Genomic DNA, 22,708 nt, shown 5'->3' on the forward strand with positions numbered 1-22,708 from the left:
GAGGCTTGCCCGCGAAGGTGTTCCTTCCGGCCACCAAAAATATTGAAACCTGTCGCCAATCACAGCCCCATTTCGAACTACGCTCAACCCCGCACATGAACTCTATTGGGCGTATCACGTCTGATAGGAGGAAATGCGCCCCGACTCGCGTTAAACTGCGCGGGTTTTTAGCCCCCCCATTCCACCGGAGCCGTCCATGTCCCGCGTTACCTTGAGTCGCTATTTGATTGAGCAGACCCGCAGCAACAACACTCCTGCCGATCTGCGCTTCCTGATCGAAGTGGTGGCGCGTGCTTGCAAGGAAATCAGCCACGCCGTCTCCAAAGGCGCCCTGGGTGGTGTTCTGGGCAGCATGGGCACCGAAAACGTTCAGGGCGAAGTGCAGAAGAAGCTTGACGTGTTGTCCAACGAAATCCTGCTTGAAGCCAACGAGTGGGGCGGTCACCTGGCCGGCATGGCGTCCGAAGAAATGGACAATGCCTACCAGATCCCGGGCAAATACCCGAAAGGTGCCTATCTGCTGGTATTCGACCCGCTGGACGGTTCGTCGAACATCGACATCAACGCGCCGGTCGGCACCATCTTCTCGGTACTGCGTTGCCCGAACGAATACCTGAGCCAGAACGAGCCCTTGAATGAAAAGGCTTTCCTGCAGCCAGGTACCCAGCAAGTGGCCGCCGGTTATGCCATTTATGGTCCCCAGACCATGCTGATCCTGACCCTGGGCGACGGCGTGAAAGGTTTCACCCTGGACCGCGAAATGGGCAGCTTCGTCCTGACCCATGAAGACATCACCATTCCTGAAGCCACCCAGGAATTCGCCATCAACGCCTCCAACCAGCGGCACTGGGAAGCACCGGTACAACGCTACGTCAGCGAATTGCTGGCGGGCGAAGAAGGGCCGTTGAAAAAGAACTACAACATGCGTTGGGTCGCCGCAATGGTCGCCGACGTGCACCGTATCCTGACCCGTGGTGGTCTGTTCATGTACCCACGCGACAGCCGCGAGCCGTCCAAGCCGGGCAAGCTGCGTCTGATGTACGAAGCCAACCCGATGTCGTTCCTGATTGAACAGGCTGGCGGCGCTTCCACCGATGGCCACCAGCGCATCCTCGACATCCAGCCGGAAGGCTTGCACCAGCGTGTTGCGGTGTTCCTCGGTTCGAAAGAAGAAGTTGCCCGCGTTACGGCTTACCACAAGGAATAAACCATGAGCGCGCCCTGGCAGCCGTTGCTTCAATGGTGGTTCGGATCTTTCGAATCCCCCAACGAAATAGCGGCTGACAAGGGCACGTTATGGTTCGGCAAGCGCGACAGCCAGGACCTCGAAGCGCGGACGCGTTTCGGGGGCCAGGTCGAGCAGGCACTGGCCGGCGAATTGACCGAATGGGCGCAATGCCCCGAAGGTTGGCTGGCTCTGGTGCTGTTGCTCGATCAACTCCCGCGCATGATCTATCGCGACACACCCAAAGCCTTTTCAGGCGATCTCAGGGCTCAGGCACTGGTGGCGCAAGGCATTGCTGCGGATTTCGATCGGCAACTACGACCGATCCAGCGGGTGTTTATCTATCTGGTGTTCGAACACTGCGAAAATCTGGCCGTGCAGAACGAAGCGGTTTCGCGGTTTCTCGATCTGGTTGAACAGCAATCCGGGGCGGATCGGGCGGTGTTTGCCGACAACCTGGATTATGCCGAGCGGCATCAGAAAATCATTGCGCGGTTTGGCCGGTTTCCCCATCGCAATGCGGTGTTGGGGCGTGAATCTACGGTTGAGGAAATTGAGTTTCTTTCAGGGCCTGGATCCCGCTTCTAGCTTTGATCGTTCCCACGCTCCGCGTGGGAATGCAGCCCGGGACGCTCCGCGTCCCTTTCAGAGCCGAACGCGGAGCGTCCGTTGAGGCATTCCCACGCAGAGCGTGGGAATGATCAGTGACTGGCAGTTAAATTCTGAAACTACCCACCAACTGCTTCAACCGCGCCGCCTGCTGCTCAAGATCAGCACATGCACGCAAGGTCGACTGTAAATTCTCCACGCCTTCCTGGTTCAGCGTGTTGATCTCGGTGATGTCGACGTTGATCGACTCCACCACCGCGGTTTGCTCCTCGGTCGCGGTGGCCACGGACTGGTTCATCCCGTCGATTTCCCCGATGCGCTGGGTCACGCTGCCCAGGCGTTCGCCGGCCTGGTTCGCGATGCCGACGCTGCTTTCGCTCTGGCGCTGACTATCAGTCATGGTGCTGACCGCTTCCCGGGCGCCGACTTGCAGTTCTTCGATCATCTTTTGCACTTGCTGCGCCGAATCCTGAGTGCGGTGGGCGAGGTTGCGCACTTCATCGGCAACCACCGCAAAACCTCGACCGGCTTCACCGGCACGGGCCGCTTCGATGGCCGCGTTGAGCGCCAGCAGGTTGGTTTGCTGGGAAATGCTGGTGATCACTTCCAGAATCTGGCCGATGTTCACCGTGTTGCTGTTCAGGGTTTCGATGTTGGCGCAGGAATCGCTGATTTTTGCCGATAGCTGCTGCATGGCTGCGATGGTTTTATCCACCACTTGCTGGCCATCTTCGGCCAAGGCGCGGGCGTCGCTCGAATGTTGCGAGGCGAGGGCGGCGTTCTGGGCGATTTCCTGGGCGGCGGCACCCAGTTCGTTGATGGCGGCAGCCACGCTGCTGGTGCGTGAGGCTTGCTGATCGGAGTTGAACATCGACGAGTTGGAGGCCGCGACCACGCGCAAGGCGACTTCATTGACCTGGCCGGTGGCCGAGGACACTTCACGGATCGAGGTATGAATGCGTTCCACAAAACGGTTGAACGAGGTGCCCAGCGCACCGAACTCATCCTGGCCGTGAATGGTCAGGCGCCTGGTCAGGTCGCCTTCGCCCTCGGCGATGTCATGCATGGCGCGGCCCATAGTCAGCAGCGGTTGCATCAGCACACGGATCAACATGCTCAGCAACGCGATGATGATCACTACGGCGATAACCATGGCGATGATTGCCGAGGTACGAAATTCGCTGAGCATCGAGAACGCGGTGTCTTTATCCAGCACCAGCGCCACGTACCAGTCTGCCGACGGCACACCGTTGACGTGGGTGAAGGAGATGAACCGGGTTTTGCCGTCCAGTTCGACCTCTTTCAGGCCGGGGCTGATCTTCGGCGCTGCGTTGGGGTAAGCGTCGGCCAGGTTCTTGAGCACCAGTTTGCTGTCCGGGTGGATCAGGATCTTGCCATCGGCGCTGACGATAAACGCATGGCCATGACCGTCGAAGTTCAGCGAGTTGATGATCGCGCTGACGCTGGACAGATCAATGTCTGCACCGGCGACGCCAATCATTTGATTCTGGTGCTTCACCGGCGTGGCAACGGTCATCACCAGTTTGCCCGACGATGCCGCAATGTAGGGTTCGGTGACGATGGTCTGTTGCGCATTGTTGGCCGCCTTGTACCAGCCCCGAGCACGCGGGTCGTAGTCCGCGGCGCGATTGCCGGCCGGGACCGAGAACATCACGCCATCGATGCCGCCGAAGTAGCTCAGCTGGAAGTTGCCGGTGTAGGCCGGCAGGTCGATGGCGCGCTTGAGATTGGCCTGGGCGCTGCCGTCCACGGCGATTTGCTGGGCCAGCGATTGCAGCAATTGAATGCGGCTTTCCAGCCAGGTCTGAATGTTGCTGGTAGTCAGGCTGCCGAGTTCCTGCATTGAAGACTCGGTACTGCTGCGCAGGGTCTGCCGCTGGCGGTAATCGTTGAACAGGATGAAACAGACGAATGCAACGGCCACCACAAGGGCGGCCGCCAACAGGATTTTGTGGCTGAATTTCATGTTTCTGGTCATTAAATGAGCTACCGCGAAGGGCTGATCAACAAGGGTGTCAATTTGCCGCAGTGGAAGGCATTACACTGCTTCTATGTCGACTGGCCAGCGCCAAAGATTAGGCGGCTTCTGCGAAAACCAAGGAAATATTCAGTGGCGGAAAAAAGTGGCTGATTTATCGTCAAACGGCTGACGGATGGCCAAACAAATAGCCGCAGGGTCAGGGAACCAGAGAGGGGTTTTCTCTTCTAAGCTTCAGCTTGGCAGCCATGCCATTCCCTACGCCCCAGGAGTTACACCATGTCGCTGCGATCTATCGCCTTGCTCTCGTTCTGCGTGTTGTTGGCAGCGTGCAGCAAGATCAATCAGGAAAATTATTCGAAGCTGTCGACCGGCATGCCCAAGGCCGAGGTTGAAACCTTGCTGGGCAAACCGACCGATTGCTCGGGTGCGCTCGGCATGTCCAGTTGCACCTGGGGTGACAAAAACAGCTTTATCAGCGTGCAGTATGCCGGTGACAAAGTGCTGATGTTTTCTGGCCAAGGCCTGAAGTAAACCGGGGCTATTCGCCCACGGGAGAAAAAAATAATGAAGCGGTTACTGATCGTTCTTTTTGCCAGCCTGGTATTGGCCGGCTGCGCCACTTCTGGCGTAGATCCATTGGCACCCAAGACCGTCAACACGGTCAACCTCAAGCGTTACCAGGGAACCTGGTACGAATTGGCGCGGCTGCCGATGTATTTCCAGCGCAACTGCGCGCAATCCGAGGCCCATTACACCCTCAAGCCTGACGGTGACATGGCGGTGTTGAACCGCTGCCTGACGTCGGATTGGCAATGGGAAGAGGCCAAAGGCACGGCTTATCCACAGGTACCCGGCAAGGCCGACAAGCTGTGGGTCGAGTTCGATACCTGGTTCTCGCGACTGATCCCGGGTGTGGCGAAGGGGGAATACTGGGTGTTGTACGTCAGCGATGATTACAAGACCGCGATTGTCGGCGACCCGAGCCGTCGTCACCTCTGGCTGCTGTCACGCACCCCGACGGTCAATGGTGTCGTGCGAGAAGAGCTGCTGAGCAAGGCGCGTCAACAGGGTTATGACACGACGCGACTGATCTGGCGCGCGTCGGATTCGCAGATGGCCAAGACTTCCAACTAGCGGCGCGACCGAAAAAAGATCGCAGCCTGCGGCAGCTCCTACAGAGTCCGTGTTGATCCGCATTATTGCGATCAACCGGATCAATGCAGGAGCTGCCGAAGGCTGCGATCTTTTGCTTTTTCGGTTAACCGAGCAGTTCGCGCAGCACCCGGGTAAACGCCCGGTTACTCTCTTCTTCCCCGGCATGCCGCCCATCACGCACAACCCACTGGCCGTTGACCAGCACATCCCGCACCTGACGGTCACCACCGGCAAACAGCCAACGATTGAGAATCCCGTCGCCACTGGCCGTCGCCAGGTACGGATCGTTACCGTCCAGCACCAGCCAATCCGCACGCTTGCCTACTTCCAGCGCGCCAATCGGTTGTCCCAGCGCCTGGGCACCGCCATCCAGCGCGGCGTCGTACAGTGTGCGGCCAACCATCGGCTGATCCGCGCCATACAAACGATTACGCCGCTGATCGCGCAAACGCTGGCCGTATTCCAGCCAGCGCAATTCTTCCACCACGCTCAACGACACATGGCTGTCGGAACCGATGCCCATGCGCCCGCCCTGCGCCAGGAAATCCACCGCCGGAAAAATCCCGTCGCCAAGGTTGGCTTCGGTGGTCAGGCATAGACCCGCGATGGCGCGGCTCTTGGCCATGAGCGTAACTTCTTCCGGGTTGGCGTGGGTCGCGTGGACCAGGCACCAGCGCTGATCGACTTCAGTGTTTTCGTACAGCCATTGCAGTGGACGGCGGCCGCTCCAGCTCAGGCAGTCATCGACTTCCTTCTGCTGTTCGGCAATGTGAATGTGCACCGGGCACTGCTGGTCGCTGGCGGCCAGTACTTCGCTGATCTGCTGCGGTGTTACCGCGCGCAACGAGTGGAAACACAAACCCAGCGACTGCGCCGCTTGCCGGGCCAGGATCGGCTGCAAGCGCGACTGAAGTTTGAGGTAGTTTTCCGTGCTGTTGATAAAGCGGCGCTGACCTTCGTTCGGGGCCTGGCCACCAAAACCGGAGTGGCTGTAGAGCACTGGCAGCAGGGTCAAGCCGATACCGGCGGAGCTGGCCGCCTGGCTGATGCGCAGCGCCAGTTCGGCCGGGTCAGCGTATGGTTGACCGCTCGTATCGTGGTGGACGTAATGAAACTCCGCGACCGAGGTGTAGCCGGCCTTGAGCATTTCGATATAGAGCTGACGGGCGATCACGCCGAGTTGGTCCGGGCTGATTTTTCCGACGAGCCGGTACATCAAATCGCGCCAGGTCCAGAAACTGTCATTCGGATTGCCCGCCACTTCCGCCAGCCCGGCCATGGCGCGCTGGAAGGCGTGGGAATGCAGATTCGGCATCCCCGGCAGTAGCGGACCGCTCAACCGTTCGGCGTCATCTGCGTGAGAATCGGCCTGAATATGGGTCAGCACGCCATCGGCGCTGACCTCAAGACGTACATTGTTGGCCCATCCACTAGGCAGCAGCGCGCGTTCGGCAAAGAAGGCGGACATGGTTCAGCACCCCATCGTGTGTTATTTGTATATACATATACAGACGTTTGCCTGCTCGGTAAACTCCGGCAAGCTAGCAATCTCTAATAGATGAACAAGGATTAACCGTGCCGACTCCCTCTGCCACATTGCCGCCGAATGCCCATCTGAGCGCCAATCTGGGCGACAGTCCGGCGCCCTTGTACGCCCGCGTCAAACAGATGATCACCCAGCAGATCGACAGTGGAAACTGGCCGCCGCACTACCGCGTTCCGTCGGAAAGCGAGTTGGTCAGCCAGCTGGGTTTCAGCCGCATGACCATCAACCGCGCCCTGCGCGAGATGACCGCCGATGGCCTGTTGGTGCGTATGCAAGGCGTCGGAACATTCGTCGCCGAACCGAAAAGCCAGTCTGCCCTGTTTGAAGTGCACAACATTGCCGACGAAATTGCCTCCCGTGGCCATCGCCATACGTGCAAGGTGATCACCCTCGAAGAAGAGGCCGCCGGTTCCGAGCGGGCCCTGGCGCTGGACATGCGTGAAGGGCAGAAAGTGTTCCATTCGCTGATCGTGCATTTCGAAAACGATATTCCGGTGCAAATCGAAGACCGTTTCGTCAACGCACTGGTGGCGCCGGAGTACCTCAAGCAAGATTTCACCTTGCAAACGCCTTACGCCTATCTCAATCAGGTGGCGCCGCTGACCGAAGGCGAGCACGTGGTCGAAGCGATTCTCGCCGAGCCGTCCGAATGCAAATTGCTGCAGATTGAAAAGGGCGAGCCGTGCCTGCTGATTCGTCGCCGCACCTGGTCCGGCCGTCAGCCCGTGACCGCCGCCCGTTTGATCCACCCCGGTTCCCGTCATCGTCTGGAAGGACGGTTCCACAAATAAAGAGCCATAAATAAAGAGCCCTAATGAGCCAGTTGAAAGTTTTACGCGCAGCAGATTACCCGCGCATGCCGTGGAAAAACGGCGGCGGCAGCACCGAAGAAATCACCCGTGATAGCGGCGTGGGCCTTGAGGGTTTTGGCTGGCGCCTGTCGATTGCCGACATCGGCGAATCGGGCGGGTTTTCCATCTTTGCCGGCTATGAGCGAGTGATCACCGTGCTGCAAGGCGAGGGCATGACCTTGCGCGTCGAGGGTCAGAACACGCGGCCATTGTTACCGCTGGACCCGTTTGCTTTCAGTGGCGAGAGCCATGTGTTCTGCACATTGCTCGGCGGGCCGATTCGCGATTTCAACTTGATTTATGCGCCGGACCGCTACCACGCGCGCTTGCAATGGCTGGAGGGCGAACAACGGTTTTTCAGTTCGGCCGGCACCGTGCTGGTGTTCAGCGTGGCTGAACAGCTTGAAGTGACGGTTGATAGCAGCGCTTCTCAGCTAGGACGCCATGATTGCCTGCAACTGGACGGTAATGTTGGCCTGCTGGATATCTCCAGCAATGGCCAGTGCTGTGTGATCGAGCTGATTGCGCGCTGATCCAGCACCGAGTCGCCTCTATAGCGGGCAAGCCCGCTCCCACAGGGACATCATCGTACTTGTGGGAGCGGGCTTGCCCGCGATGCTTTTCTGGGCTCAAAACCCGTTTCCCATCGCGCACCACTTTGTTACCGAACGCCCCAGCGTGGCGCAAAACCACGCTCAAGTAACAACTCCACGCCCTTCGCAAAATCCCCCAGAAAAATTTCATTTTCGCCAGAACCCTTGATTCAGGCGCTCTCCAGCCATGTTCAAAATTTTTCTTGAACACCCATTCAGCAAGTTGGCCGCTTGATTGCATATGCTTGTATGTACAAGTAAAGACGTATGCGTATGAGTCGATTCGAGACTCCTCGCAACGTCCACTGATTCGCTTGTGTCGCGTTGACGCGCACAGGCTGGCTTGCCCACCGCCAGGGTTGGTTTGGATTGATCGCTGAGGAGTCTTTTTCGTGACTGACAATACCCAGAAACCTACTAAATACCGCAATGTAGATATCCGTGCCGCACGCGGTAACAAGCTGACCGCCAAAAGCTGGCTGACTGAAGCGCCGCTGCGCATGCTGATGAACAACCTCGACCCGGAAGTCGCCGAGAACCCTAAAGAACTGGTGGTTTACGGTGGCATCGGTCGTGCGGCACGTAATTGGGAATGCTACGACAAGATCGTCGAAAGCCTGACCAACCTGAACGACGACGAGACCCTGCTGGTGCAATCCGGCAAGCCGGTTGGCGTGTTCAAGACCCACAGCAACGCCCCGCGCGTGCTGATCGCCAACTCCAACCTGGTGCCACACTGGGCGAGCTGGGAACACTTCAACGAACTCGACGCCAAAGGCCTGGCCATGTACGGCCAGATGACCGCTGGCAGCTGGATCTACATCGGCAGCCAGGGCATCGTCCAGGGCACCTACGAAACCTTCGTCGAAGCCGGTCGCCAACACTACAACGATAACCTCAAGGGCCGTTGGGTCCTGACCGCAGGCCTGGGCGGCATGGGCGGCGCTCAACCATTGGCCGCAACCCTGGCCGGCGCTTGCTCGCTGAACATCGAATGCCAGCAGGTCAGCATCGATTTCCGTCTGAACAGCCGTTATGTCGATGAGCAAGCCACCGACCTCGACGACGCGCTGGCCCGCATCGCCAAATACACCAAGGAAGGCAAGGCGATTTCCATCGCTCTGCTGGGCAACGCGGCTGAAATCCTGCCGGAACTGGTCAAGCGCGGCGTGCGCCCGGACATGGTCACCGACCAGACCAGCGCCCACGATCCACTCAACGGTTACCTGCCAGCCGGCTGGACCTGGGAAGAGTACCGCGCTCGCGCCAAGACCGAGCCTGCTGCCGTGGTCAAAGCCGCCAAGCAGTCCATGGCTGTGCACGTCAAAGCGATGCTCGACTTCCAGAAAATGGGTATTCCGACCTTCGACTACGGCAACAACATCCGTCAGATGGCCCAAGAAGAAGGCGTTGAAAACGCGTTCGACTTCCCGGGTTTCGTCCCGGCTTACATCCGTCCGCTGTTCTGCCGTGGCATCGGCCCGTTCCGTTGGGCTGCGCTGTCGGGCGATCCGCAAGACATCTACAAGACCGACGCCAAAGTAAAAGAACTGATCCCGGACGACGCCCATCTGCACAACTGGCTGGACATGGCCCGCGAGCGCATCAGCTTCCAGGGTCTGCCGGCACGTATCTGCTGGGTTGGCCTGGGTCTGCGCGCCAAGCTGGGTCTGGCGTTCAACGAAATGGTGCGCAGCGGTGAATTGTCCGCGCCAATCGTGATCGGTCGCGATCACCTGGACTCCGGCTCTGTTGCCAGCCCGAACCGCGAAACCGAATCGATGCAGGACGGTTCCGACGCCGTATCCGACTGGCCACTGCTCAACGCTCTGCTCAACACCGCGAGCGGCGCGACCTGGGTTTCCCTGCACCACGGCGGTGGCGTCGGCATGGGTTTCTCCCAGCACTCGGGCATGGTGATTGTCTGCGACGGTACAGACGAAGCGGCCGAGCGTATCGCTCGCGTGCTGCACAACGACCCGGCCACCGGTGTCATGCGTCACGCCGATGCGGGTTACCAGATCGCAATCGACTGTGCCAAGGAACAAGGCCTGAACCTGCCGATGATTACCGGTAAATAGAACAGGCTTTGGCTTGATGCAAAACCTGTAGGAGCGAGGCTTGCCCGCGAAGGCGTTTTTTCTGACACACCGCGGTTCGCGGGCAAGCCTCGCTCCTACAGGGATCACCAACACCGACAAACAATCCACAGAGGTTGAATCATGGCTGTTAATGACGATCATGCAGGCAGTAAACCGTTGATCGAGAAACGTTCGATCGACTACATCCCGGAAGCGGAGAGACACGGTCGTCTGTTGAGCCAGTTCACCCTGTGGATGGGGGCTAACCTGCAAATCACCGCGATTGTCACCGGGGCCCTGGCCGTGGTGTTGGGCGGTGACGTGTTCTGGTCGTTGATCGGTCTGTTGATCGGTCAACTGCTCGGCGGTGGCGTAATGGCGCTGCACGCGGCGCAAGGGCCCAAGCTTGGCCTGCCACAGATGATCTCCAGCCGGGTACAGTTTGGCGTGTATGGCGCGGCCATCCCGATCGTGCTGGTGTGCCTGATGTATCTCGGCTTTACCGCAACCGGCACTGTGCTTTCCGGCCAGGCACTGGGCCAGTTGTTTGGCGTCAGCGACAGCGTCGGGATTCTTATCTTCGCCAGTGTCATCGTGCTGGTCACGGTGCTCGGTTACCGGGTGATCCACTTCATCGGCCGTGTCGCCAGCGTCATTGGCGTGATTGCCTTCGTTTACCTGTTCAGTCGCCTGATGAGCCAGACTGACGTTGGCGCACTCCTGCAAATCCGCCACTTCAGCTGGAACAGCTTCCTGCTCGCAGTGTCGCTTGCGGCGTCCTGGCAGATTGCCTTCGGCCCCTACGTGGCTGACTACTCACGCTACCTGCCGAGCAGCACGTCTTCGGTGAAAACCTTTTTCGCCGCCGGCGCCGGTTCGGTTATCGGTGCACAGGTAGCAATGATCCTCGGCGTGTTTGCCGCCGCCATGGCCAACGGGCAATTCGCCGGCCACGAAGTGGCTTACATCGTTGGTTTGAGCGGCAGCGGTGCCACCGCCGCGCTGCTGTACTTCAGCATCGCGTTCGGCAAGGTCACCATTTCCACGCTGAACTCCTACGGCAGCTTCATGTGCATTGCGACCATCATCAGCGGTTTCCGGGGTGACTTGCGGGTAACGCGCTTGCAGCGTCTGGTCTTCGTGCTGCTCATCGTCGGCACTGCGACCCTGATCGCGTTGCTCGGTCAGCACTCGTTCCTCGGTGCGTTCAAGTCCTTCATTCTGTTTTTGCTGGCTTTTTTCACGCCCTGGAGCGCGATCAACCTGGTTGACTACTACTGCATCACTCGCGAGCGCTATGACGTGCCGGCGCTGGGTGATCCGAACGGTCGCTACGGCCGTTGGAACCCGCTCGGTATCAGCGTCTATGTCTTCGGCGTGCTGGTGCAATTGCCGTTCATCGCTACCAAGTTCTATACCGGTCCGCTGGTGGACGCTCTGGGTGGCGTGGATATTTCCTGGATCATCGGCCTGGTGCTTCCCGCAGCCCTGTATTACGTGTGCGCGAAAAAATGGCACAGCGCCGTACCCGATCAACTGATCCTGCCGGTCGAGCAGGACAGCGATGTACAACCTGAAACAAGCAGGGCCGGTCGCGCTGCGGCGCAGGCCTGACTGGACGTGGACAGGGCTGGATGCCTCTTGACTGCCGTAAGCCAACTTATGATTAGGAGCGTCAAACAATGAAATCGAACAAGACCCTGCTGACCACATTGCTTTCAATGGGCCTGTTGGCCAGTGCCGGCGCCACTCAGGCGGCGGGCTGGTGCGAATCGGGCAAACCGGTGAAATTCGCCGGCCTGAATTGGGAAAGCGGCATGCTGCTGACCGACGTGATGCAAATCGTTCTGGAGAAAGGCTACGACTGCAAGACCGACAGCCTGCCAGGCAACTCCATCACCATGGAAAACGCCCTGAGCAGCAACGACATCCAGGTGTTTGCCGAAGAGTGGGTCGGTCGTAGCGAAGTCTGGAACAAGGCCGAGAAGGCCGGCAAGGTTGTCGGTGTCGGCGCTCCGGTGGTTGGCGCGATCGAAGGCTGGTACGTGCCGCGTTACGTGATCGAAGGCGATGCCAAGCGCAAGCTGGAGCCAAAAGCCCCAGAGCTGAAAGCGATCGCCGATCTGGGCAAATACGCTGCCGTGTTCAAGGATCAGGAAGAGCCATCCAAGGGCCGTTTCTACAACTGCCCGGCCGGCTGGACCTGTGAGCTGGACAACAGCGAAATGCTCAAAAGCTACGGTCTGGAAAGCACCTACACCAACTTCCGCCCAGGCACTGGCCCGGCGCTGGATGCGGCGGTGCTGTCGAGCTACAAGCGTGGCGAACCGATCCTGTTCTACTACTGGTCGCCAACCCCGCTGATGGGCCAGGTGGACCTGGTCAAGCTCGAAGAAAAGCCAGGCGTGGACAAGAGCGTGACCATCAAAGTCGGCCTGTCCAAGACCTTCCACGAACAGGCCCCGGAACTGGTGGCCGTGCTGGAAAAGGTCAATCTGCCAATCGACCTGCTCAATCAGAACCTCGGGCGCATGGCCAAAGAGCGGATCGAATCGCCAAAACTGGCCAAGATGTTCTTGAAGGAACATCCTGAAGTCTGGCACGCGTGGGTGAGCGAAGACGCAGCCAAAAAGATCGACGCGGCCTTGTAGGTCGAGTGTCTCCGGCTGTCGGCAACGGCAGTCGGATGCTTGATCGCAACCCTTTGATTGAGAGTCTTTTTATGTTTCCCGAAAGCTTTACTTTTTCCATCGCCGACTGGGTCAACAGTTGGGTCGATTCGCTAGTCACTAACTACGGCGATGTGTTCCGCAGCATTTCCGACACCCTGCTGTGGGCCATCGTCAATCTCGAAGGGCTGCTGCGTGCGGCGCCCTGGTGGCTGATGCTGGCGATCGTGGCGGGCGTTGCCTGGCACGCGACCCGCAAAGTCGTGACCACGTCGGTCATCGTCGGGCTGCTGTTCCTGGTGGGGGCGGTCGGCCTCTGGGACAAGCTGATGCAGACCCTGGCATTGATGATGGTGGCGACGGTCATCTCGGTGCTGATCGGCATTCCGCTGGGTATTCTCTCGGCGCGCAGCAATCGCCTGCGTTCGGTGCTGATGCCGCTGCTGGACATCATGCAGACCATGCCGAGCTTCGTGTACCTGATTCCGGTGCTGATGCTGTTCGGCCTGGGCAAGGTCCCGGCGATTTTCGCCACGGTGATCTACGCTGCGCCGCCGCTGATCCGCCTGACCGATCTGGGTATTCGCCAGGTTGACGGTGAAGTGATGGAAGCGATCAACGCCTTCGGTGCCAATCGCTGGCAGCAACTGTTTGGCGTGCAACTGCCGCTGGCCCTGCCGAGCATCATGGCCGGGATCAACCAGACCACCATGATGGCCCTGTCGATGGTGGTCATCGCCTCGATGATCGGTGCCCGTGGCCTGGGTGAAGATGTGTTGGTGGGGATTCAGACCCTCAACGTCGGACGTGGGCTTGAGGCCGGTCTGGCGATCGTGATTCTGGCAGTGGTCATCGACCGCATTACTCAGGCGTATGGTCGGCCACGGCATGAGGTGAGCAAATGAGCAACGAAGCCATCAGCAAGATTGAAGTCAAAAACGTCTTCAAGATTTTCGGCAACCGATCCAAAGACGCGCTGGAAATGATTCGCCAGAAAAAGACCAAGGACCAGGTCTTGGCCGAAACCGGTTGTGTCGTCGGCGTGAACGACCTGTCGCTGAGCATCGGTACCGGCGAGATCTTCGTGATCATGGGCCTGTCGGGTTCCGGCAAGTCGACCCTGGTGCGCCACTTCAATCGCCTGATCGACCCCACCAGCGGCGTGATCCTGGTAGACGGCGTGGACATCCTGCAATACGACATGGAAGCCCTGCGCGAATTTCGTCGGCACAAGATCAGCATGGTGTTCCAGAGCTTCGGCCTGTTGCCGCACAAGACCGTGCTGGATAACGTCGCCTACGGCCTGAAGGTGCGTGGCGAAAGCAAGCAGATGTGCGCCGAGCGTGCGTTGCACTGGATCAACACCGTGGGCCTCAAAGGCTACGAAAACAAATACCCGCATCAGCTGTCTGGCGGTATGCGCCAGCGTGTGGGCCTGGCTCGCGCCCTGGCGGCGGACACCGACATCATCTTGATGGACGAAGCCTTCAGCGCCCTCGATCCGCTGATCCGCGCCGAAATGCAGGACCAGTTGCTGGAGCTGCAAAAGACCCTGCACAAGACCATCGTTTTCATCACCCACGACCTGGACGAGGCCGTGCGCATCGGCAACCGCATCGCGATCCTCAAGGATGGCCGCCTGATTCAGGTCGGCACACCACGAGAGATCCTGCATTCGCCGGCGGATGAATATGTGGACCGGTTTGTACAGCGGCGGGCGGCGGTGGTTTGAACTGGATGAAAGTTAAGGGGTGAGAACCCACTGTGGCGAGGGGGCTTGCCCCCGTTGGGCTGCGCAGCAGCCCCAAAAAAATCTGCGACCGCTGCGCGCTCGAACGGGGGCAAGCCCCCTCGCCACAGGGTTTCACAGGTCAACATAATTCGCATGAGGCTCCAGATGTCCCAGGCTGAAAAAATCGTTATCGCCGACGCCCCGTTGCGTTGGCAGGATGTGGTTGCCGTCGCTCGCCATGGCGCACAGCTTGAGCTGTCACCACAGGTCTGGGCGCGGATCGAAAATGCCCAGGCGATCGTCCAGCGCATCGTCGCCAGCGGCGAGCGTGCCTATGGCGTCAATACCGGTCTGGGCGCCCTGTGCAACGTCTCGCTCAAGGACGAACAACTCAGCCAGTTGTCGCGCAATACCTTGCTCAGTCACGCCTGTGGCGTTGGCGCGCCGTTGGCCAATGAACAGACCCGCGCAATCATGTGCGCCGCCATCGTCAATTACAGCCAGGGCAAATCCGGCATTCATCGCCGGGTGGTCGAAGCGCTGTTGGCGCTGCTCAATCGCGGCATCACCCCGCAAGTGCCGTCCCAGGGCTCGGTGGGCTACCTGACCCACATGGCCCACGTCGGGATCGCGCTGCTGGGTGTCGGCGATGTCAGTTATCGCGGGCAGATTGTCTCGGCGCAGCAAGCCCTGGCCGAAGAAGGTCTGCAGCCGGTGCAACTGGGCGCTAAAGATGGCTTGTGCCTGGTCAACGGCACGCCCTGCATGACCGGTCTCAGTTGTCTGGCACTTGCCGATGCGACGCGTCTGGTGCAGTGGGCCGATGTGATCGGTGCCATGAGCTTCGAAGCCCAGCGTGGCCAGATTGCCGCGTTCGACGCCGAGATCATCGCGCTCAAGCCTCATCCAGGCATGCAGCAGGTCGGCATCAACCTGCGGGCGTTGCTCGATGGCAGTGAAGTGATTGCCGGCAGCAAGGGCATTCGCACTCAAGATGCGCTGAGCATCCGCTCGATCCCGCAAGTCCACGGCGCGGCGCGCGATCAACTTGAGCACGCGAAACAGCAGATCGAAACCGAACTCAACTCGGTCACCGACAACCCGATGCTGCTGGGCACGCCGGACAACTTCCGCGTGATGTCCCAGGCCAACCCGCATGGCCAGTCAGTGGCATTGGCGGCGGATTTGCTGGCGATCGCCATGGCCGAAATCGGCTCCATCGCCGAGCGTCGGCTGGACCGCTTGATCAACCCGCACGTCAGCGGTCTGCCGGCGTTTCTGGTGGCCAATCCCGGGGTGAATTCCGGGATGATGATCGTCCAGTACGTTGCCGCGTCCCTGTGTGCGGAAAACCGTCAACTGGCGCAACCGGCGGTGCTCGACAACTACGTGACTTCCGGCTTGCAGGAAGACCACTTGAGCATGGGCACCCATGCGGCGCTGAAGCTGCATCGCGCGTTGGAAAACTGCACGCAGATCCTCGCCATTGAATATTTGCTGGCGTCCCAGGCTTTTGAATTCTTGAAAGAGCAACGTTTTGGTACTGGCACCGATACCGCATGGCGCCTGCTGCGTGAGCGGGTTCCGGCCTACGACCAGGACCGCTGGCTGGCACCGGACATTGCTGCCGCTGCCGGTGTTTTGAAAGACCCGATTTTGTTGCACAAGGCGTTACCGAACCTGAACTGATTTCTACATAAGCCAGCGTGCCAAGGCGCCATCCGCCCAAAAGGCGGAAAGCGACGGACAACGGATATTTCCGGAGCGTGTGGCTAGTTAATAACAAACTCTCAAAAGGAGCACAAAATGACTGCGCTTAACCTGATCCCCGGCCAACTGAGCCTTGCCCAACTGCGTGATGTTTATCAGCAACCGGTCAAAATCACCCTCGACCAAAGCGCTGCGGCGCAAATCGAAGCCAGCGTTGCCTGCGTGGAACAGATCCTCGCCGAGAACCGCACCGCTTATGGCATCAACACCGGTTTCGGCCTGCTGGCTTCGACCCGCATCGCCAGCGAAGATCTGGAAAACCTCCAGCGTTCGCTCGTTTTGTCCCACGCCGCCGGTGTCGGCGAGCCGATCAGCGACGCACTGGTGCGACTGGTCATGGTGCTCAAGGTCAACAGCCTGAGCCGTGGTTTCTCCGGCATTCGTCGCGTGGTGATCGACGCGCTGATCGCACTGATCAACGCCGAGGTGTACCCGCACATTCCATTGAAAGGTTCGGTCGGTGCCTCCGGCGATTTGGCGCCATTGGCCCACATGTCGCTGGTGCTGCTGGGTGAAGGCAAGGCGCGCTACAAAGGCGAGTGGCTGCCCGCCACCGAAGCGCTGAAAGTTGCCGGCCTGACCCCGCTGACCCTGGCTGCCAAAGAAGGTCTGGCACTGCTCAACGGTACTCAAGTGTCCACCGCTTACGCTCTGCGTGGCTTGTTTGAAGGCGAAGACCTGTTCGCCGGTGCCGTGGCGCTGGGTGCCCTGACCGTCGAAGCGGTACTGGGCTCGCGCTCGCCGTTCGACGCCCGCATTCACGCCGCTCGTGGCCAGAAAGGCCAGATCGATGCCGCTGCCGCTTATCGCGATCTGCTGGGCGAGCGCAGCGAAGTGTCCGACTCGCACCAGAACTGCGAAAAGGTCCAGGACCCGTACTCCCTGCGCTGCCAGCCGCAAGTCATGGGCGCCTGCCTGACCCAGTTCCGCCAGGCTGCCGAAGTATTGGCCATCGAAGCCAACGCCGTTTCCGACAACCCGCTGGTGTTCGCCGCTGAAGGTGACGTTATCTCTGGCGGTAACTTCCACGCCGAGCCGGTGGCCATGGCCGCCGACAACATGGCCCTGGCCATCGCCGAAATCGGTTCCCTGAGCGAGCGCCGCATCTCGCTGATGATGGACAAGCACATGTCGCAACTGCCGCCATTCCTGGTGGCCAATGGCGGCGTGAACTCCGGCTTCATGATCGCCCAGGTAACCGCGGCGGCATTGGCCAGCGAGAACAAGGCGCTGTCTCATCCGCATTCGGTGGACAGTCTGCCAACTTCCGCCAACCAGGAAGACCACGTGTCCATGGCGCCTGCTGCCGGCAAGCGCCTGTGGGAAATGGCGGAAAACACGCGCGGGGTTCTGGCGGTCGAGTGGCTCGCCGCGGCCCAAGGGCTGGATCTGCGCGAAGGTCTGAAGACCTCGCCGAAACTGGAAAAGGTCCGCGCCATCTTGCGTGCCGAAGTGCCGTTCTATGAGAAGGACCGCTTCTTTGCACCGGACATCAATGCGGCGAGCGAGTTGTTGGCGACGCGTTGCCTGAGCGATCTGGTGACGGCGAAGTTGCTGCCTAGCCTGTAACGACTCCTTCTCTGATGATCGTTCCCACGCCTCCGCGTGGGAATGCCTCTTGGGACGCTCCGCGTCCAGTGACGCAGAGCGTCACGGGGCTGCATTCCCACGTAGAGCGTGGGAACGATCAGGTCGCCAATAAAAATAATTAGGGACGAGCAATGCAACAGCCAGCAAAGGGTTTGAAACGCGGGCTCTCTGCCCGACATATTCGCTTCATGGCACTGGGGTCGGCGATCGGCACCGGGCTGTTCTACGGCTCTGCCTCGGCCATCCAAATGGCCGGTCCTGCGGTCCTGCTCGCTTACCTGATCGGTGGCGCGGCGGTGTTCATGGTCATGCGCGCCCTCGGCGAGATGGCGGTGCACAACCCGGTGGCCGGCTCTTTCGGCCAGTACGCCAGCACCTATCTTGGGCCGATGGCGGGCTTCATCCTCGGTTGGACCTACGCGTTTGAAATGGTCATCGTCGGCATGGCCGACGTCACCGCATTCGGCATTTACATGGGCTTCTGGTTTCCGGAAGTCGATCGCTGGATCTGGGTCCTGGGCATCGTTTCGGTGGTCGGCGGCTTGAACCTGTGCAACGTCAAAGTCTTTGGCGAAATGGAGTTCTGGCTGTCGCTGCTCAAGGTCGCGGCCATCGTTGCGATGATCCTGGGTGGCTTCGGCATCATGCTGTTCGGCATCAGTACCGCACCCGGTGCCCAGGCGACCGACATCAGCAACCTCTGGAGCCATGGCGGCTTCATGCCCAACGGCGTTGGCGGCCTGATCGCTTCGTTCGCCGTGGTGATGTTTGCGTTCGGCGGCATTGAAATCATCGGCGTAACGGCTGGTGAGGCCAAAGACCCACAGCGCGTGCTGCCCCGGGCGATCAATGCCGTACCGTTGCGTATTTTGTTGTTCTACGTGCTGACGATGCTGGTGCTGATGTCGATCTTTCCGTGGCAGCAGATCGGCAGTCAAGGCAGCCCGTTCGTGCAGATTTTCGACAAACTGGGTATCAGCTCGGCGGCGACCATCCTCAATATCGTGGTGATCTCGGCGGCGGTGTCGGCCATCAACAGTGACATCTTCGGCGCGGGTCGCATGATGTATGGCCTGGCTCAGCAAGGACAAGCCCCCAAAGGCTTTGCCCGCTTGTCGCGCAATGGTGTGCCGTGGCTGACGGTGGTGGTGATGAGCAGCGCGCTGCTGCTGGGCGTGTTGCTGAACTACCTGATTCCGGAAAACGTCTTTCTGTTAATCGCCTCCGTTGCGACCTTTGCCACGGTGTGGGTGTGGCTGATGATTCTGTTCACCCAGGTGGCGATGCGTCGTTCCATGAGCGCCGAGCAGGTCGCACAACTGAAGTTCCCGGTGCCGTTCTGGCCCTATGCGCCAATGGCGGCGATTGCTTTCATGCTGTTCATTTTCGGCGTGCTGGGCTATTTCCCGAACACCCAGGCGGCGTTGATCGTCGGCGTGGTCTGGATCGTGTTGCTGGTGCTGGCCTACCTGACGTGGGTGAAACCGGCGGCAGGCCAGGCCGCATTGGTGGCGCGGGACCCTGATTTTTCTCATCGATAACCTAACGGAGGCCAGGATGAAAACGCTCTGGCAACACTGCCACGTCGCAACCATGGCGCAAGGCGTCTACTCGATCATCGAGGATGCAGCCATCGTGACGTCCGGTGCGCACATTGAGTGGATTGGTCCACGCGGCGAACTGCCGCCGGGCGAATACCCGGCGGTCAATGACCTGAACGGGGCTTGGGTGACACCGGGCCTGATCGACTGCCACACCCACACAGTGTTTGGCGGTAATCGCAGCGGCGAATTCGAACAACGACTGCAAGGCGTCAGCTACGCGGAAATAGCAGCGGCCGGCGGCGGTATCGCCAGCACCGTGCGCGCTACCCGCGCCGCCAGCGAAGACGAGTTGTTCGCCAGCGCCGCCAAGCGTCTGAAAAGCCTGATGCGCGATGGCGTCACCAGCATCGAAATCAAGTCCGGTTATGGCCTGGACCTGGCTAACGAACGCAAGATGCTTCGGGTCGTTCGTCGTCTCGGCGCCGAACTGCCAGTCAGCGTGCGCAGCACCTGCCTGGCCGCCCACGCTTTGCCGCCGGAATACACAGACCGCGCCGATGCTTACATCGATCACATCTGCACTGAAATGCTCCCGGCCCTGGCTGCCGAAGGGCTCGTGGATGCAGTGGACGCTTTCTGTGAATACCTGGGGTTTTCGCCGGAACAGGTCGAACGGGTTTTCGTCGCCGCGCAGAACCTCGGCTTGCCGGTGAAACTGCACGCCGAGCAATTGTCGTCGCTGCACGGTTCGAGCCTGGCGGCGCGTTACCACGCATTGTCCGCCGATCATCTGGAATTCATGACCGAAGACGACGCCATCGCCATGGCCAAGTCCGGCACGGTCGCGGTGTTGTTGCCCGGTGCGTTCTACTTCCTTCGGGAAACCCAATTGCCGCCGATGGAAGCCCTGCGCAAACACGGCGTAAAAATCGCCATCGCCAGCGACCTCAATCCGGGCACTTCGCCAGCGCTGTCGTTGCGCTTGATGCTGAACATGGCCTGCACCTGTTTGCGCATGACCCCGGAAGAGGCCCTGGCTGGCGCGACGATTCATGCCGCCACCGCGCTGGGCATGGCCGAGACTCATGGTTCGCTGGAAGCCGGCAAAGTCGCAGACTTCGTCGCCTGGCAGATTGATCGACCCGCCGACCTGTCGTACTGGCTGGGCGGCGACCTGGAAAAACGCGTCGTGCGTCACGGCGTCGAAACGAGCGTTTAGGAGAGTGGTTGTGGATAAGGTTCTGAACTTCAAACAAGGCCGCGTGCCGCTGCTGATCAGCATGCCCCACGCCGGCTTGCGTCTGACCCCGGCAGTCGAAGCCGGGTTGATCCCCGACGCGAAAAGCCTGCCCGATACCGACTGGCACATCCCCCGGCTTTACGAATTCGCCGCCGAACTGGGCGCCAGCACCCTGGCCGCCGAGTACTCGCGGTTTGTCATCGACCTGAACCGACCGTCCGACGACAAGCCTTTATATGTCGGCGCCACCACTGGTTTGTACCCCGCGACGCTGTTCGACGGCATTCCATTGTTTCGCGAAGGGCTGGAACCATCGGCTGCCGAACGGGCGACTTATCTGGAACACATCTGGACGCCGTATCACCGCACCTTGCAGGAAGAACTGGCGCGGCTGAAAGCCGAATTCGGCTACGCGCTGCTGTTCGATGCACACTCGATCCGCTCGATCATTCCGCACCTGTTCGACGGCAAGCTGCCGGACTTCAACCTCGGCACCTTCAATGGCGCCAGTTGCGATCCCCGGTTGGCCACTCAACTGGAAGCCGTCTGCGCACGGCATGGCGATTACAGCCATGTGCTGAACGGTCGCTTCAAGGGCGGTCACATCACCCGGCATTACGGCAACCCGGCCGAGAACATCCACGCTGTGCAACTGGAGTTGGGTCAGTGCACGTACATGGAAGAGTTCGAGCCGTTCCGCTATCGCCCGGACCTGGCGGCGCCGACGCAAGTGGTGCTCAGGGAATTGCTGCAAGGGCTGCTGGCGTGGGGGCAACAACGTTACAAAGCATAAGATCAAAAGATCGCAGCCTGCGGCAGCTCCTACTGATCGTTCCCACGCTCCGCGTGGGAATGCCTCCAGGGACGCTCCGCGTCCAGTGACGCGGAGCGTCACGGGCTGCATTCTCACGCAGAGCATGGGAACGATCGATTGAGACAGTCGCCACCGTGCAAAACACGGTCGCTACAGTTCGCTTTTACCCTCTCGACGCTGCGTAATGTTCCGGGCACGGTGCACAAAGACACCGGCCCGACAATAATCCGCTGCCGTACGAGAACCTTCCCAATGAAAAGACTGTTCACCCGCTGTCTCTCAATCCTCTGCGGCACGACTATTCTGAGCACCAGCGTTCTGGCCAGTGACGACCCGTCCTGCAAGACCGTACGCATGGGCGTGGTCAACTGGACCGACGTCATCGCCACCAGCGGCATGGCCGATGTGTTGCTCAATGACCTTGGCTACGAAAGCAGGCAAACCAGCGCCGTGCAGCAAATCATCTTCGCCGGCATCCGCGACAAGCGCCTGGACATCTTCCTTGGTTACTGGAAGCCGGCGATGGATAAGAACATCGCCCCGTTCGTGGCCGCCAATCAAGTGAAGGTCATGGAAAAACCGAGCCTGGCCGACGCCCAGGCGACGCTTGCGGTTCCTGACTACGTGGCCGCGGCAGGTTTGAAAACCTTCAGTGATATCGAGAAATTCAAAGACCGCCTCGGCGGCAAGATCTACGGCATCGAGCCGGGCAGCGGCGCCAACACCACGATCAAAACCATGATCGAGACCAATCACTTTGGCTTGAAGGACTTCAAGCTCATCGAATCCGGTGAGGCTGGCATGCTTGCCGCCGTTCAGCGGGCGGTCAATCGCAAGGAGTTCGTGGTGTTCGTCGGCTGGACCCCGCATCCGATGAACATCAACATGAACGTCACTTACCTGACCGGTAGCGAAGACGTCTATGGCCCGAACGAGGGCGCGGCGACCGTCTCCACCGTGACGGCACCCGACTACGCCGAGCGCTGCCCGAACGTGAACCGCTTGCTGGCCAACCTGACCTTCACCGCTGCCCAGGAAAGCCAGTTGATGGTGCCGATCATGGAGCGCAAGACGCCACAGGATGTCGCCAGGCAATGGCTGCGTGATCATCCTGAAGATCTTCAGCGCTGGCTGGCAGGTGTCAGCAGTTTTGATGGCAAGGACGGTGTGGCTACCGTTCAGGCTCGTTTGAAGAACTGACTGGTCGAGCGGGATCACTTTGGCGAGGGGGGCGCAGAACTTGTGGGAGCGTGGCTTGCCCGCGAAGAACGATGACGCGTAATACCT

At 59.9% G+C, this 22,708-nt stretch carries 19 protein-coding genes and 1 pseudogene; 17 read left to right on the forward strand and 3 right to left on the reverse strand.

Annotation, left to right across the window (positions count from 1 at the left end):
- Window positions 1-196: 196 nt before the first annotated feature.
- Both BZL43_RS17275 and BZL43_RS17280 read left to right on the forward strand, forming a co-directional pair.
- Window positions 197-1,207: a class 1 fructose-bisphosphatase gene (locus tag BZL43_RS17275; protein WP_095633426.1), complete on the forward strand. Its 1,011-nt coding sequence runs from the start codon at window positions 197-199 to the stop codon at window positions 1,205-1,207.
- A 3-nt stretch (window positions 1,208-1,210) separates the two neighbouring features.
- On the forward strand, window positions 1,211-1,813 hold the full coding sequence (locus BZL43_RS17280; RefSeq protein ID WP_095633427.1) for a DUF924 family protein: 603 nt from the start codon (window positions 1,211-1,213) through the stop codon (window positions 1,811-1,813).
- A 127-nt stretch (window positions 1,814-1,940) separates the two neighbouring features.
- On the opposite strand, the gene BZL43_RS28850 is transcribed toward BZL43_RS17280, so the two are convergent.
- Window positions 1,941-2,705, reverse strand: coding sequence for a methyl-accepting chemotaxis protein (locus BZL43_RS28850; RefSeq protein WP_371916218.1), 765 nt, complete (start codon window positions 2,703-2,705; stop codon window positions 1,941-1,943).
- 93 nt (window positions 2,706-2,798) lie between these two features.
- A pseudogene (locus BZL43_RS28855) lies at window positions 2,799-3,833 on the reverse strand (cache domain-containing protein); the annotation flags it as partial.
- A 279-nt stretch (window positions 3,834-4,112) separates the two neighbouring features.
- Between BZL43_RS28855 and BZL43_RS17290 the strand changes: the two are divergent.
- Together BZL43_RS17290 and BZL43_RS17295 are read left to right on the forward strand one after the other, a co-directional pair.
- Window positions 4,113-4,367, forward strand: coding sequence for a hypothetical protein (locus tag BZL43_RS17290; protein ID WP_019581819.1), 255 nt, complete (start codon window positions 4,113-4,115; stop codon window positions 4,365-4,367).
- Between the two features lie 33 nt (window positions 4,368-4,400).
- Window positions 4,401-4,970 carry a lipocalin family protein gene (locus BZL43_RS17295; RefSeq protein WP_095633429.1) on the forward strand — a complete coding sequence of 190 codons (570 nt, stop codon included), beginning with the start codon at window positions 4,401-4,403 and terminating at the stop codon, window positions 4,968-4,970.
- A gap of 124 nt (window positions 4,971-5,094) precedes the next feature.
- Here BZL43_RS17295 and BZL43_RS17300 read toward each other — a convergent pair whose 3' ends face one another.
- Entirely contained in the window at window positions 5,095-6,459 is a 1,365-nt protein-coding gene (locus BZL43_RS17300; protein WP_095633430.1) for a formimidoylglutamate deiminase, read from the reverse strand.
- A 200-nt stretch (window positions 6,460-6,659) separates the two neighbouring features.
- Here BZL43_RS17300 and hutC point away from each other — a divergent pair, with 200 nt between their 5' ends.
- The 13 genes from hutC to BZL43_RS17370 all read left to right on the forward strand — a co-directional run bounded on the left by hutC (window position 6,660) and on the right by BZL43_RS17370 (window position 22,621).
- Window positions 6,660-7,328: a histidine utilization repressor gene (hutC, locus tag BZL43_RS17305; protein WP_232252242.1), complete on the forward strand. Its 669-nt coding sequence runs from the start codon at window positions 6,660-6,662 to the stop codon at window positions 7,326-7,328.
- Window positions 7,329-7,351: 23 nt separating this feature from the next.
- Window positions 7,352-7,921: a HutD family protein gene (locus tag BZL43_RS17310; RefSeq protein ID WP_095633432.1), complete on the forward strand. Its 570-nt coding sequence runs from the start codon at window positions 7,352-7,354 to the stop codon at window positions 7,919-7,921.
- Between the two features lie 452 nt (window positions 7,922-8,373).
- Complete coding sequence (gene hutU, locus BZL43_RS17315; RefSeq protein ID WP_095633433.1) at window positions 8,374-10,062, forward strand: urocanate hydratase; 1,689 nt, start codon at window positions 8,374-8,376, stop codon at window positions 10,060-10,062.
- A gap of 141 nt (window positions 10,063-10,203) precedes the next feature.
- The gene (locus tag BZL43_RS17320) at window positions 10,204-11,676 is read left to right on the forward strand and encodes a cytosine permease (RefSeq protein WP_095633434.1); all 1,473 of its coding nucleotides are present in this window, start codon (window positions 10,204-10,206) and stop codon (window positions 11,674-11,676) included.
- A gap of 68 nt (window positions 11,677-11,744) precedes the next feature.
- The gene (locus BZL43_RS17325) at window positions 11,745-12,713 is read left to right on the forward strand and encodes an ABC transporter substrate-binding protein (RefSeq protein WP_095633435.1); all 969 of its coding nucleotides are present in this window, start codon (window positions 11,745-11,747) and stop codon (window positions 12,711-12,713) included.
- A gap of 71 nt (window positions 12,714-12,784) precedes the next feature.
- A complete protein-coding gene (locus BZL43_RS17330) occupies window positions 12,785-13,636 on the forward strand; it encodes a proline/glycine betaine ABC transporter permease (protein ID WP_030129253.1) in 852 nt (283 codons plus the stop codon).
- A complete protein-coding gene (locus BZL43_RS17335) occupies window positions 13,633-14,463 on the forward strand; it encodes a glycine betaine/L-proline ABC transporter ATP-binding protein (protein ID WP_095633436.1) in 831 nt (276 codons plus the stop codon). The genes BZL43_RS17330 and BZL43_RS17335 overlap by 4 nt, the downstream gene beginning before the upstream one ends.
- A gap of 165 nt (window positions 14,464-14,628) precedes the next feature.
- On the forward strand, window positions 14,629-16,152 hold the full coding sequence (gene hutH, locus BZL43_RS17345) for a histidine ammonia-lyase (protein ID WP_095633438.1): 1,524 nt from the start codon (window positions 14,629-14,631) through the stop codon (window positions 16,150-16,152).
- A gap of 117 nt (window positions 16,153-16,269) precedes the next feature.
- Window positions 16,270-17,802 (forward strand): histidine ammonia-lyase, encoded by a 1,533-nt coding sequence (gene hutH, locus BZL43_RS17350; protein ID WP_095633439.1) that lies wholly within the window; start codon window positions 16,270-16,272, stop codon window positions 17,800-17,802.
- 152 nt (window positions 17,803-17,954) lie between these two features.
- Window positions 17,955-19,364, forward strand: coding sequence for an amino acid permease (locus BZL43_RS17355; protein WP_095633440.1), 1,410 nt, complete (start codon window positions 17,955-17,957; stop codon window positions 19,362-19,364).
- Between the two features lie 16 nt (window positions 19,365-19,380).
- Window positions 19,381-20,586, forward strand: coding sequence for an imidazolonepropionase (gene hutI / locus BZL43_RS17360; RefSeq protein ID WP_095633441.1), 1,206 nt, complete (start codon window positions 19,381-19,383; stop codon window positions 20,584-20,586).
- A gap of 10 nt (window positions 20,587-20,596) precedes the next feature.
- A complete protein-coding gene (gene hutG / locus BZL43_RS17365) occupies window positions 20,597-21,400 on the forward strand; it encodes an N-formylglutamate deformylase (protein WP_095633442.1) in 804 nt (267 codons plus the stop codon).
- Window positions 21,401-21,673: 273 nt separating this feature from the next.
- A complete protein-coding gene (locus BZL43_RS17370) occupies window positions 21,674-22,621 on the forward strand; it encodes a choline ABC transporter substrate-binding protein (RefSeq protein WP_095633443.1) in 948 nt (315 codons plus the stop codon).
- Window positions 22,622-22,708 lie beyond the last annotated feature (87 nt).

This window comes from Pseudomonas sp. PICF141 (assembly GCF_002286815.1).
Taxonomy (GTDB): Bacteria; Pseudomonadota; Gammaproteobacteria; order Pseudomonadales; family Pseudomonadaceae; genus Aquipseudomonas.